The 13,700-nt window shown below is 56.5% G+C and carries 10 protein-coding genes; 7 read left to right on the forward strand and 3 right to left on the reverse strand.

Annotation, left to right across the window (positions count from 1 at the left end; genetic code table 11):
- Positions 1–422: 422 nt before the first annotated feature.
- Entirely contained in the window at positions 423–2,324 is a 1,902-nt protein-coding gene (locus tag Poly21_RS03140; RefSeq protein WP_146405543.1) for a carbon starvation CstA family protein, read from the forward strand.
- 81 nt (positions 2,325–2,405) lie between these two features.
- Here Poly21_RS03140 and Poly21_RS03145 read toward each other — a convergent pair whose 3' ends face one another.
- Positions 2,406–3,467 carry a DUF1571 domain-containing protein gene (locus Poly21_RS03145; RefSeq protein ID WP_146405544.1) on the reverse strand — a complete coding sequence of 354 codons (1,062 nt, stop codon included), beginning with the start codon at positions 3,465–3,467 and terminating at the stop codon, positions 2,406–2,408.
- A 314-nt stretch (positions 3,468–3,781) separates the two neighbouring features.
- Here Poly21_RS03145 and Poly21_RS03150 point away from each other — a divergent pair, with 314 nt between their 5' ends.
- The 6 genes from Poly21_RS03150 to ilvE all read left to right on the forward strand — a co-directional run bounded on the left by Poly21_RS03150 (position 3,782) and on the right by ilvE (position 10,848).
- On the forward strand, positions 3,782–4,714 hold the full coding sequence (locus Poly21_RS03150) for a ThuA domain-containing protein (protein WP_146405545.1): 933 nt from the start codon (positions 3,782–3,784) through the stop codon (positions 4,712–4,714).
- Positions 4,715–4,935: 221 nt separating this feature from the next.
- Entirely contained in the window at positions 4,936–7,158 is a 2,223-nt protein-coding gene (locus Poly21_RS03155) for a PVC-type heme-binding CxxCH protein (RefSeq protein WP_146406821.1), read from the forward strand.
- 126 nt (positions 7,159–7,284) lie between these two features.
- Positions 7,285–8,406: a c-type cytochrome gene (locus Poly21_RS03160; RefSeq protein ID WP_146405546.1), complete on the forward strand. Its 1,122-nt coding sequence runs from the start codon at positions 7,285–7,287 to the stop codon at positions 8,404–8,406.
- A 160-nt stretch (positions 8,407–8,566) separates the two neighbouring features.
- The gene (locus Poly21_RS03165) at positions 8,567–9,085 is read left to right on the forward strand and encodes a 3-hydroxyacyl-ACP dehydratase FabZ family protein (RefSeq protein WP_436967470.1); all 519 of its coding nucleotides are present in this window, start codon (positions 8,567–8,569) and stop codon (positions 9,083–9,085) included.
- Between the two features lie 65 nt (positions 9,086–9,150).
- Complete coding sequence (locus Poly21_RS03170; RefSeq protein WP_146406823.1) at positions 9,151–9,921, forward strand: enoyl-ACP reductase FabI; 771 nt, start codon at positions 9,151–9,153, stop codon at positions 9,919–9,921.
- A gap of 69 nt (positions 9,922–9,990) precedes the next feature.
- Entirely contained in the window at positions 9,991–10,848 is an 858-nt protein-coding gene (ilvE, locus tag Poly21_RS03175) for a branched-chain-amino-acid transaminase (RefSeq protein ID WP_146405547.1), read from the forward strand.
- A gap of 215 nt (positions 10,849–11,063) precedes the next feature.
- Here the strand turns inward: ilvE and Poly21_RS03180 are convergent, their stop codons facing one another.
- Complete coding sequence (locus Poly21_RS03180) at positions 11,064–12,089, reverse strand: glutamine synthetase beta-grasp domain-containing protein (protein WP_146405548.1); 1,026 nt, start codon at positions 12,087–12,089, stop codon at positions 11,064–11,066.
- A 445-nt stretch (positions 12,090–12,534) separates the two neighbouring features.
- The gene (locus Poly21_RS03185) at positions 12,535–13,587 is read right to left on the reverse strand and encodes a hypothetical protein (RefSeq protein WP_146405549.1); all 1,053 of its coding nucleotides are present in this window, start codon (positions 13,585–13,587) and stop codon (positions 12,535–12,537) included.
- Positions 13,588–13,700: the final 113 nt, after the last annotated feature.

Raw genomic sequence — 13,700 nt, forward strand, 5'->3', positions numbered from 1 at the left:
TACGTCAGGTCGGAGAGGTTGAAAATTTGGGGAGTGTGGAGGTTGCCGACGACGAGTCCACCGCTGTCCTCTTGGTCGGCGACAATCGAGTTACACCTAGCGCGCCTCCGACCCGCGTTTTCGTCGGATGGTCCCAATAAAAGTGGTAAGGAGGGAGCCGCGGTCTGTTTGGTGGATTGTCCGGATGGGGAGAGTTGACGGGCTCTGTAAACAGCAGTCGTCGTCAGGAGTTTCGACGTTGGGCGATGGAGTCAGTGCTGCCGAAACCCGTAGTTGTTTCCAACTCAAAAGCTCACTGCCCAGCAGCGGTGCTCCGGTTCAGTACAGACCGGCCTGCGGGCTCACTGAATCCGTAAAGGTGGTTATGATGGGGCGACTCTTTGCATCAACGTCGTCCCCACTGGCCATCTCGGCACCTGTTTATGAGCACTCTTTTCGTTGCCGCCGCATCCATGATCGGCTTTCTGATCGCCTATCACACCTATGGCAGATACTTAGCGAGACGGTTGTTCGACCTACGTGACGATGAGGCCATGCCGAGCGTGACACAGCGTGACGACGTTGATTTCGTACCGACCGATCGGAGCGTCGTGTTTGGGCATCACTTTACGAGTATCGCGGGTACGGGACCGATTGTCGGCCCGGCTCTCGCCGTTTTCTGGGGTTGGTTGCCAGCACTATTATGGGTGGTGTTTGGATCGATTTTGGTCGGGGGCGTGCACGATCTTGCCGCCCTCGTGATCTCGATTCGCAATCGCGGCGAGTCGATCGGGCAAGCAGCCGGCCATCTGATTTCCCGGCGTGCCAAGTTCCTATTTCTCATCATTTTGATGATGGCCCTGTCCATCGTTTTGGCAGTGTTTGGACTGGTGATTGCTAATATCTTCAAACTCTATCCGGAATCGGTGCTCAGTGTCTGGACCGCGATGCCGGTCGCGGTGTTGATTGGATGGCGGGTGATTCGCCGGGGCGGAAACTTGATTCTGCCATGTCTGGCAGGGTTAGTCGTGCTGTACCTGACGGTCTATCTCGGTGCGTATCACCTGCCGATTGATCTCGCCAATGTCCTGCCTGCCGATAGTTTCTATGTTACGCCCGTCGTGGTATGGACGGCGTTGCTGCTGGGCTACGCGTTTGTTGCTTCGGTGTTGCCGGTCTGGCTGCTACTACAACCGCGTGATTTTATCAATTCACTCCAGTTGCTTGTCGCGCTGGTATTGTTGGTGGTTGGTTTGGCGGTGGCGTCGTGGGTGGGGCAAGCCGACTTGATTCGGTCGGCACCAGCGATCGCGTCCAATATCCCAAGTGATGCACCGCCGATGCTCCCGTTTCTGTTCATCACGATTGCTTGCGGAGCCTGCAGTGGCTTTCACTGTTTGGTCAGCAGCGGAACGACCAGCAAGCAGTTGCAGTGCGCATCGGATGCACAATTGATCGGCTATGGATCGATGCTCGGCGAAGGGATGTTGGCCGTGCTCGTGATTCTGGCTTGCTGCGCGGGTGTGGGAATGGGCCGTCTGGAGCGATCGTCGGTTGATGGTCAAACTGTGGTCAGCCGAGTCGAGCCGGACTTAGCCACAGAATCCACCGCCCTGGCGGGAGAAGAGGGGTCGGCGGCGTGGCGATCTTACTACCAAACTGGCCGGACTGCCCCCGATCTGGCGTCCCAACCGGGAGCGGCTGGTGACGCCACGCAGGCCGATACAGGCGGTTGGAGAAAGCAGGGATTGGCAAAAAACCTGGCAGCCTTCATTGATGGGAGTGCCAATTTTTTGTCATCGATAGGGGTTCCGCTGAAGATGGGTGTGGCGATCATGTCGGTCATGGTGGCCTGCTTCGCCGCCACGACGCTCGATACCGCGACCCGCCTGCAACGCTACGTGATCAGCGAGCTATCGGAGTCCGTTGGTTTCGCACCGGGGACGAACAAATATGTGGCAACCGCGATCGGCGTTGGGGTTGCCATGCTGATCGCCATTTTTGCTGGCGACGCACCGGGGACGGGCGGATTGATCTTGTGGCCGCTCTTTGGCGCCACCAATCAATTGTTGGCGGGATTGGCGTTGATGGTAGCTGTATTTTACTTGGCACGCCGCAATCGCAGCGTGGCACTGGTGGCTATACCGATGTTCGCGATGTTGCTGATGCCTGCGTGGGCGATGACCTTCGACCTAATCGAAAACTGGTGGCCAGCGCGTGACTGGGTCTTGGTCGTGTTCGGATTGGTGATCCTGAGCTTGCAGATTTGGATGATTTTCGAGGGCGTGCTGCTGTGGCGCCGAGGCACAGGCTTTTCCAATCTCCCCGATGAGCACGCCAGATAGCCGAGTCCGCGGCGACCTCGTGCATGTGCTGCAACGCATGCTGATTCGTACGGTGCCCAAATGGTCGCTGCCTTTGGTGGCTCAGTTGTCCACGTCGGCGGTGGGTAATTCGCCATCTTCGCCGGTGTGCTGGTCCTCGTCCTCAGGGCGGAATTGGTACGCCGGGTTCGTCCGATCAAAGTCCAGGTCGGTCAATTTGGCTTTCAGGTCAATCTTGGTGATGGCGTACTGTTCTTGTAAAATGGGCTCGCCGTCAGGCGTGTCCGACCACGCATAGGAGGAGAAGTACACTGGCAGTTCGAGTTCATTGTCGATGTACACTTTCGCGACCTGAAACATCGCGTCTGGGGTGTGTTCGATTTGTCTGACTTCGATGTGTTGACAGGGCCGTCCATCGACCTTGGCATCTGCGAAATATCGGATCTTGATATTGGCTGGATCGATTTGCGACTCCATGCGATCGAGAATTTGCTCGAGCATGGGGCGGATTCCAGTTTGCAGAATTGAATAGTTGCTTTTGCTCTTAGCTAATCGTCCCTCAGGGTTGAGCTCCAGCGTCAGATTGGGCAATCGAGTACCACCGCGGCGCACCAAGAGGTCACCATCTCGTTGGTTCTCTACGTAGAGGACTTCGCGGCCGGCTACGTCGTGCGGTTTTAAAAACTTCGCATACAGACTTTGGGGCTGGAGCAGGCGGTCACCCTCAGCACGCCGCTCCCGGATTTTCACCAGGATGTACTGTGCGGGCTCGAGGCCATCCTCAAGCGTTTCTCGTTTGACCAGCAGGCAGGTGTACGCATCAATTTCATTCTCGAATCGGATTTTGGCCTTCCGTGCAAACTCAATCAGTGGCTGCAGTGAATCTGGTGGTTGCTTGCCCGGGCCAATATGATCGACTGGCATCGCTGCCGCCTCATCGATTGCCTCAGCGTTGAGACGCGTCCTCGCATCGTCACGACCCAGATCGGTTGTGTCGGCAGATGATGGCATGTTTCCCGTTGCCTCATTTAGGCTCGCTTCGTCGTCTGAGCCTCGTAGGGGTTGCGCCGCGAAAATCAACGAGAGTCCGATCGGGACGGCGAAGACACGCCAAGCTGACAATCTGCTCGGGCCTTGGTTGCTCGCAAAAATAGAAGATTTCATGTGGAGGGGCCAGCGTGGAGGCGTACGGAACAGGAGTCCAAGGGTGAGTCTCCCTAGTCTGGTTCGTTGCGATGTGCAATCAAGATGCCATTTTGAGACGATAGCAGCGCCACCGGATGCGAATCAATGCGAAGCTGCAGGCGTGAACGTGGCGAAGAAATTCGGAGGCTGTGTACCAACGCGGGCGGAGCATGAGTTATAATCCGCATTCTCTCCCCCCTTCCCCACCCCCACGCGAGCGGTCCGAGTTGCCAGCCCGGCAGACCTTGGCTTGCCGCCGTGTACTTTCATTCAATTTGACAGGGCGTCGATACATGCGATTTTTCCGTGTTTTCTACTTGCTACTCTTGCTCCCAGCTAGCCTTGCGACGGTTGGCTCGGCAAACGCTGCGGACGCCAATGTTGACAGTGCCGACGCGTCCAAAAAGATCGTGTTCCTCGCTGGACGCCCGTCACACGGTTACGGCGCTCATGAACACTATGCGGGCTGCCGACTGCTCGCCGAAGCCCTGCAGGAGGCAGAGCCCAACTACGAAATAACCGTGCTGAAGGATGGATGGCCGAAGGATGGAGAGGCATCGCTGAAGGATGCCGACTGCATCGTCGTCTACTGCGACGGTGGCGAGCGTCACCTGCTCAACGCACATGTTGAGGAATGTGACCGTCTGATGAAAGACGGGATCGGACTGGTTTGTATTCACTATGGCGTCGAGACCCCAAAAGGAAAAACCGGCGATGCCTTTGTCGATTGGATTGGCGGTTATTTCGAAACCGATTGGTCCGTTAATCCTCATTGGGAAGCTAAGTTTGAGAGTTTCCCTGAACATCCGGTTAGCCGTGGTGTGAAACCGTTCGAGATCAATGACGAGTGGTACTTTCACATGCGGTTTCGAGACAACATGGAAGGGGTTACTCCCATTTTGTCCGCTCACCCACCGGAAGCCACAATGCGGCGACCTGACGGCCCTCACAGCGGAAATCCAGCCGTTCGTAAGGCGGTTGCTGATGGCGAGATCCAGCATATGGCATGGGCCGCAGAGCGTGATGGCGGAGGGCGTGGATTCGGGTTCACCGGCGGTCACTTCCATTGGAATTGGGCCGACGAGAACTTTCGCAAAGTCATGCTCAATGCAATCGTGTGGACCGCTCACGGTGAAGTTCCCGAAGGTGGTGTGAGCACACCGGATCCCACCGAGGCGGAACTTGAAGCCAATCAAGACGAGCCCAAGCCGCAAAAAAAAAAGTAGCGACTGAGTCGGCTGCCAAAAAAACCGGACCGCAAATCAAACGATCGGCCGCGCGATCGAACAGCCAGCCAACCAAACCGATCTTCCAGAGCGATCCGGTCACCAATCAAACCAGCGGTCACGCTGTTGAGATCGATGTTGCCCTGGGGGATGCGACGCAGCTGTACCTCGTCGTCAATGACGGAGGCAATGGGTACTCGTGTGATTGGGCGGACTGGGCGATGCCACGTTTAGTCGGTCCCCAAGGCGAAATGCGACTGACGGAACTGAAGTGGAAATCAGCGGTGGCTGGCTTTGGATCCGTGCGGGTCAATCAAAGTGCTGGGGGCACGCCACTCCGCATCGATGGCGAGGAGGTTGCCTACGGGATTGGCACCCACGCAAATTCGGTCATCGCCTACGACCTTCCTCCCGGCTTCGACCGGTTCCGAGCACGTGCTGGATTGGACAACGGCGGCACCGACCAAGGAAATTGCGGTGACGAAGCAAGTGTGCAATTTCTTGTGTACACCGCCGCACCACCGGCGTTGCCGGGGATGGCGGAGTCCGGATCGCATCAACCCGCCGATGCATTGGCAGGTTTGGAGGTCGGTCTGGGGATGACGGCGAGTTTGTTCGCTGCCGAACCACAGCTCCGCAGTCCTTCCAACATCGACATCGATCATCGCGGCAGGGTCTGGGTCTGCGAAGTTGTGAATTATCGCAGCCACAATGGTGAACGCGTGGAGGGTGATCGCATTTTGATCCTGGAGGATTCCGACGGAGACGGGCTGTGCGACCAGGAAAAAGTTTTCTACCAGGGAAACGATATTAATTCACCGCATGGGATCTGCGTCCTGGGACGCCACGTCATCGTTTCGGCCGGTGATCAGGTGCAGGTCTTTACCGACACCGACGGAGACGATCGGCCGGACGAGAAACAGGTGTTGTTCCGAGGCATTTCCGGCACCCAGCATGATCACGGCATTCATGCGTTCACCTTTGGTCCCGATGGAAAACTGTATTTCAATTTTGGCAATGAGGGGCGTCAGATTAAAGACGCCCAAGGCAATCCGATTGTCGATCAGGCCGGCAATGTCGTTGAAAACCGGCGCCAACCTTACCAAGAGGGCATGGTGTTTCGCTGCAATCTCGATGGTAGCGATTTCGAAACGCTAGCATGGAATTTTCGTAATAATTGGATGGTCACGGTCGACTCGTACGGAAATATTTGGCAATCAGACAACGATGACGACGGGAATCGCGGGTGTCGAATTAACTACGTGATGGAGTTCGGCAACTACGGTTACAAGGACGAACTGACCGGTGCGGGCTGGCAATCGCCCCGGACGGGCATGAGTGACGAAATCGCCAAGCGGCATTGGCACAGTAACGATCCCGGGGTTGTGCCCAACCTGCTGAACACGGGGGCGGGATCGCCTACGGGGATCACAGTTTACGAAGGAGATCTGTTCCCGATGTTTCGTGGCGACCTGATCCACTGCGACGCGGGTCCGAACGTTTGTCGGGCCTACCTGGTGGCGAGTGAGGGGGCGGGCTACACCGCCAAGATACGTGATATCCTGACAGGCACTCACGACAAGTGGTTCCGTCCCTCCGACGTGAAGGTGGCACCGGATGGTTCGCTTATCATTGCGGATTGGTATGACCCCGGTGTGGGCGGCCATGGCATGGGTGACGTCGATCGCGGGCGATTGTTTCGGATCACCCCGCGCCGCGGTAGTGTGCAATACACTGTCCCAAAATTTGACTTTGCATCTGCCGGTGGATCCGTCGAGGCGCTCAAGAGCCCCAATTATGCTACACGTGCTCTGGCGTGGCAGTCATTGCATGCAATGGGGCCTGACGCTGCAGCGGAATTGGAGAAACTCGCTGCTTCTGAGAACCCCATCTATCGCGCTCGCGCCTTGTGGTTGCTCGGGAAGATCGAGGGCCGCGGCTTCCAGACGGTGAGCGAGGCGATCGCGGATAAGGATCAGAACATTCGCATCGTCGGAATTCGCTTGGCACGCCAGTTGGGCATGCAGGTTGACAGGTACGCTGCGATGGTCGAGAAGGATCCATCTTCTGCGGTGCGGCGTGAGCTCGCGATTGCGTTGCGGGATAGCGAATCCCCGCAAGCGGCGACGATATGGGCGACGTTGGCTATGCAGTACGACGGTCAGGACCGCTGGTATCTCGAGGCCCTTGGTATCGGCGCTGGCAATGGGCACGCCGATGCATTTTTTGACGCCTGGCTAGCTGCCGCTGGAGACGGCTGGAATACGCCCGCTGGACGTGAGATTGTGTGGCGCAGTCGCGCTGCAAAGGCCCCCGGCTTGCTCGTCAAAATCCTGCAGGACCCCGCGACCCCTGCGGAACAACACGATCACTTCATGCGAGCGTTTGATTTCCATGAGGGAGCTGCCAAAGATGCTGCCCTCCAAGCTCTGTTGGGGCTATGACGTCGCCTGCCGATCTCCACCGCGTTGACTCTCTTGCTGGCGTGGCTTGGGGGCGATTTACATCGCCCCCGTCCACGCCTGGCATCTGTGTGATGCAAAGTTCCCTTCCATATCCCGATTTGATCCATGACCGTGCGATTCACACTGCTATTTCTCGCTGCCGCTCTGACCGGTGGATTCGTCGATGCGGACGACGCAGCACCACTTGAGCCCAAAGACAAACTCGTTGTTGAGGCGGTTCTGCGTTTGAAAAGCTTCCAGTTGGATTCCTCGCCACCGGCCAAAGCGGCGGTGCTTCGATACCTGCACGCTCGACCAGGAACGGCGCAATCATTTGATCTGATTGAGCGTTTCAAGCCTGTGGAGATCGCTCCCGAGTTGGCGGCGTTCGGTGTCGAGCATGCCGAGCAGACCTCGGGCGTGAGGGCTGCTGAGCTATTGTTTGCGATGGATCAGCAGGGCGAGCTGGTCGAATTGACTCAAGCGGAAGATGCAGAGGAAGCGCTTGCTGCGATCAGTTTGATCGGTCGAAGTGGTGGCATGAAGGCAGCCGAATTGCTGCTATCAATCGTGACGTCGGATTCGATTGCTGCCGATCGCCGGATCGCTGCCATTGCGGCCTTGAGTGGTCACGTCAAGGGACAGTCTCAAATGCTTGAGCTGGTGAAAACAAAAGCGCTTGCTGATGATTTAGAATTCGCGGCAGCTAATTTGCTGCTGTCGTCGGATGACGACTCGATCGCAACCGAGGCACGCAAGTATTTGACGCTTCCTGAAACCGCCGACAGCGAGCCGCTGCCTCCTCTCGCCGAGCTTGGCAGACGAAGAGGCGATGCGCGGGCGGGGGCTGGAGTGTTTCGACAGCAAGGGACCTGCAGTCAATGCCACCAAATCCACGGTGAGGGCAAAGTTGTTGGTCCAGATCTCTCTGAGATCGGTAGCAAACTCTCCCGCGAAGCGATGCTGGTGGCAATTCTTGATCCGAGCGCCGCGATCAGTCACAATTTTGAAACCTATGTGCTGCTCACCGAGGACGGCACCGCGATTACGGGGCTGCTGATCAGTCAGACAGATGCTGAGATTACTCTCCGAACCAATGAGGGAATTGATCGCACCGTAGACCGGGAAGAAGTGGAGTTGTTCGAGAAGAAATCGAAATCGATGATGCCGCAGGATCTGCAGCGATTGATGACGGCAGATCAACTCGTTGACTTGGTCGAATACCTGATGACGCTGCAAAAAAAGTAGAGACATCATGGCCGGTCGTGTGGGGTGAATCTCGTTTGGCGGGATATCTCGCGACGGAGGTGAACGATTCGGTGGACTGCGTCAACCTGCTTGACGACAACCCTGCTTTTGGCGTCTGATATGCTGTCTATTTGTTTCTGTTCCGCATGCTGTCGATTCCATGTCTGCCGCTCCGCTACCGCCTGATCCCGCCTCCCACACCTCGTCGAGTGTCCCGATGGGAACAGCGGAAATAGAGCAAAAGATACCGCATCGGGCCCCGATGTTGCTGCTCGATGAGATCGTCGAGATCAGCGAGACTGCGATCCACGCGCGAAAGACGTTTGCCTCGGATGACTTCTTTGTCCAGGGACATTTCCCCGGGTACCCTCTCGTGCCGGGGGTCATCCAATGCGAATGTTGTCTGCAGGCGGGGGCGATTCTACTGAGTGAGCAAACACCCGACGTCGGTGAGTTTGTGCCGGTTGCCACACGGATGGACAGCGTGAAGTTCAAAAATATGGTTCGCCCTGGAGACACTGTTGATATCCATGTGACGCTGAAGGAGCGACTTTCCAATGCGTATTTCTTGACAGGTAAAATGCTGCTTAATGGAAAAACAACGATGCGATTGGACTTCGCCTGCAGCATCACGAACCCTCGCGATACAGAGGAAGGTAGCGGAGGGGACGCTTCGTGAGCGATATCAAACCAACGCCAGCAGGTTTTGATTTTCTGGGGTTTGCCGGGAAGAAATATTTGGTCATGGGCGTGGCCAATCGCAAGAGCGTAGCGTGGGCGATCGCGAGTTTGATTGAACAGGCCGGTGGCGAAGTGATCTATACCGTTCGCAGTGAATCGCGACGTGATAGCACCGCAAAACTGTTATCCGGGCGGCGAGTGATCGTGTGCGACGTTGAAGACCAGTCCCAAATCGACGCTCTCGCAATCACGCTTGCTGACGAGAACGTGGTGCTCGCAGGATTCGTCCACGCGATCGCTTTCGCTGATTACTCCGACGGCATGCGTCCATTCCACGAAACCACACGAACACAGTTCCTACAGGCGATCGATATCTCGGCGTTCTCGCTGACGGCCGTGTGCCATGCCTTGAAGGATTGTTTCACACGCGATGCATCTGTGGTCACGATCGGAATTAGCACCACGCGGATGGCGAGCGAGAGTTACGGATACATGGCGCCGATCAAAGCCGCTCTGGAATCGTCACTCGCGTTTCTGACCAAGTCATTCAGCCGGTTCAGTGAAATGCGTTTCAACAGTGTCTCGGCGGGACTACTTAAGACGAGCGCATCGGCGGGGATTCCAGGATACGTCGATTCCTATCTCTTTGCGGAAAAGGTCATCCCACGAGGCCGCGCGGTGCAGACCGGGGAAGTCGCTGCCACGGCGGCTTTTCTCTTATCGTCTCGGTCGAGCGGCATCGCAGCCCAGTCTTTGGTGGTCGATGCAGGGATGTCCATAAACTATTTTGACGCAGACATTGTCGGCGCGGTCACCGCGGCAGCGGTGGATTGATCCTGCATGTGAACCTATCCACTCCGGTCTGTGTCAGTCTCACTTCAATTAACTCGATAGAAATTTCTCATGGCTCAAGCGATCTATATCAACGGCGACTACTTTTCTCGCGAAGACGCCAAGATCAGCGTTTACGATCACGGTTTGCTGTACGGTGACGGCGTTTTTGAAGGCATGCGGATCTACAGTGGCAAAGTCTTTGCGCTCGAAGACCATCTGGTTCGCTTGTACGAGTCCGCTCGCGCGATCGCGCTGAATATCCCGATCGACATCAGCGCGATGCGTAGCGCCGTCGAGGCAACCGTCGAAAAAAATGGTTTAGATGAAGCGTACGTGCGATTGGTGTGCACTCGCGGTGGTAACCAATTGGGCCTGGATCCGTACCGCTGTGATGATCCGCAGGTGATTATCATCGTAGACAAGATCTCGTTGTATCCTGAAAAGTACTACACCGAGGGTTTGGACCTGATCACAGCATCGACGATTCGGAACCATCCAGCGGCGCTGAGTCCGCGGGTGAAGTCCCTGAATTACCTGAATAACATTATGGCAAAGATTGAGGCGATTCGCGCCGGTTGCGTCGAAGCGGTGATGTTGAACCACAAGGGCGAAGTCGCGGAGTGCACTGGTGACAATATTTTCATTGTGCGGCGAGGACGCTTACTCACACCACCGAGTCATGCCGGCATTCTGGAAGGAATCACTCGCAATACCGTGATGGAACTTGCCCGGGATGCAGGTATTGAAGTGGTTGAGGAAACGCTGACTCGCCACGATCTATTCATCGCCGACGAGTGTTTTCTGACGGGAAGTGCTGCTGAAGTGATTCCTGCCGTGCGCCTCGATGGGCGATTGATCGCCGACGGAAAGGTTGGGCCGATCACGAAGCAGCTCAACGAGTTATTCCGAGCCCACGTGAATCGTTAGCGACGAGAGTTTGCCGGCAGTCGACGTGGTAACATGAGGGCGTTTTCGCCGCGCGTTCAGATTTTGCGCGGCCGGGATGCTTGGAAAGTCGGCTGTGAATTACGTGGTCCTTGAGAGCCACTCACACATTTCTTCGGGCGATTGAATAAAAAAAGCCTGGATTGCGATGGGCAATCCAGGCTTTTCGTCGTTAGACAAGAATGTCAAAAGTTTGATCAGACAGTTTCGGGAATCTTAGCGGTTCGCACTGTCGCAATGATCGCACTGGCCACCATGTATGGATCCGCGTTGGAGGCTGGACGACGATCTTCGAGCCAACCCTTCCAGCCGTGCTCGACGGTGAAGATCGGAATCCGGATCGATGCGCCGCGGTCGGAGATGCCATAGCTGAACTTGTCGATCGACTGAGTTTCGTGCAATCCGGTCAATCGCTGATCATTGTCGGCGCCATAGACGTCGATGTGCTCACTGATCCGGGGCTCGAATGCCTGGCAGACAGCGTCGTAAACTTCCTTGCTACCGCAGGTTCGCAGCAGCGTGTTGGAGAAGTTCGCGTGCATACCGCTGCCGTTCCAGTCACCTTGCATGGGTTTGCAATGGTAATTGATGACCAGACCATATTTTTCTGCGGTGCGATCGAGCAGGTAGCGAGCAATCCAGATCTCATCTCCAGCTTGGCAGGCACCCTTGGCGAAAATTTGGAATTCCCATTGGCCCATCATGACTTCGGCGTTGATGCCTTCGACATTCAGACCGGCTTCCAGGCACAATTCCAAGTGCTCTTCGACGAGGTCGCGACCGACTGCCTTGCCGGCACCGACGCTACAGTAGTAGGGGCCTTGCGGGGCGGGGAAGCCTTCGGCAGGGAACCCGAGTGGGCGGTTTGTTTCGGGATCGAAGATGGTGTATTCCTGTTCGAAGCCGAACCAGAAATCATCGTCCTTGTCTTTGATCGTCGCTCGTCCATTGCTGCGGTGAGGAGTGCCATCCGCATTGAGGACTTCGCACATGACGAGGAAGCCGGTGCCAGATCGATCGGGGTCGGGGCAGCAGAAAACCGGTTTAAGCAAACAATCGCTGGCGCCGCCGGGAGCTTGCTGCGTCGATGATCCGTCAAACGACCACACGGGAGCATCTTCAAAGTTGCCGCTGAAATCATCGACGACTTTTGTCTTGCTACGCATGCTTTGGGTCGGCTGATAGCCATCGAGCCAAATGTACTCCAACTTGCACTTGGTCATAAAACGGGAGTCTCCTCAGACTGGTTTGGCCAGCGAAACGGATGTTCGCAAAGGCCTGGAATCGAAACATTGGGACAAAAAACGATCTACCCAACCGCACCTGTCCACACGACTGAGCAGGGTCACCCGCCGCCGTCTGCTAACCTCATTAAAATAGCGGAATTTGTATAACTTTCCAGTGGTATCTGCGAAAGCCATCCCGCAGTGCGCAGACCGGCGTGTTCGACGTGACTTCGAGACCTAACTTGGCCACCCATGTGGCGGTGTTCCTCCCTCCGCTCCCTCGTCAGTTGGGGAAAAATCCCGCCCCAGCGTGCAGCGGCAACGCCCGGCTCGCGAGCATCCAGTCGGCAAGAAAAATGACACAGAAAATTGCTGCTGCCGCCGGACGCGTGCGTCGGTTGAGCCTGAAATTACCGACGAATGTTGGCAGACGCCCGGGGCGCTAGCTCAAGACCTTGGTCCACTGCTTGCCTTGTTCGACACACTCGAATTTCAGTTGACCCAACTGTTCGATTAGTTTGCGGTCGTCGCGATCGATCGCCGTTTCGACGGTCAGTATTTGGCGGTTGGACAGCGATTGGACGAGCGAGGAGATCAGGAATTGGCATTCAACCGAAAGTTCGCGAGATTCCGGATCGACGAATCGCTTGGAGGGGATCGAGACGGGCCGACCATTGTAAAGACGTCCCCCCATCGGGCTGAGTGAGAGGATCGCGCGCGAACTCTCCATCACCTGGACCTCGGGGTCACCAAGCCAAAACTCACAGGTTGCCAGCATGGCCTGCTGTTGATGGTCGACCAGAGTATGTCGCTCAATATCAAAGTGACTCATGGCCGCCGTGACGCGGTGGTCCGAGGGCAATAAAGGGACATGATCCAGTCGCGTACTACGTCGCAATTGGAGGAATGAGCGGTTGACAGGTGGTCGGTAGGTCGAGGTTTGAACGGCCATCCTGTCGATGCTGCGAGCAACATGGTATCCGTTGCGAGAGAGCAGAGATCCTGTGCGAGCATCCGATACGGGGATGCCGATGCCATGACCGACAGGAGCGAGACCGGCATAGCCATTTCGGTCGTCACGCACCGGACCGATATTGATTTGGCGTACCCCCGTGCTGCGAAGTTCCGTTTCGACGCGCTGGAGTAGTTGGTCGCAGATCGCAATTCCCGGTTCATCGGCGAAGCAGAGCGCTGCGATGGTCGCTGTGGTCCCCTGATCCTGGGTAGGTTGGGCTGGGGGTGAATCACCCTCCGATGCGCTCGTACCGCTCCGATCGGCGGGGGCGTCTGCGAAAGAGTGGGCCCAGGCAATCACCCGTTCGTCCGCCAGGGCGACCATCATATTCGATGGCCGAAAAAACGCACGGGCGAGCACTGCCCGTTCCAATATCGAAACGCTGACCGGCGGCGATTGACGCGCAGCCGCCCAATGTCGCATCCAGACTTCAAAGATTCCCGGTAGATCCGAGTTTTGAAAAGGACGAATTTTAGCCATCGGGAATTCTCCAAGCCGGTTAGTTAGGCTTCCGTGATCACATCACTCCTTCACCGGAGGTGCTTGCTCGAGCGCAAAACACTAGCAAGAAAACGCCAGCCTCAAAACACTCG

Source organism: Allorhodopirellula heiligendammensis, from assembly GCF_007860105.1.
In the GTDB taxonomy this organism is placed as follows: Bacteria; Planctomycetota; Planctomycetia; order Pirellulales; family Pirellulaceae; genus Rhodopirellula; species Rhodopirellula heiligendammensis.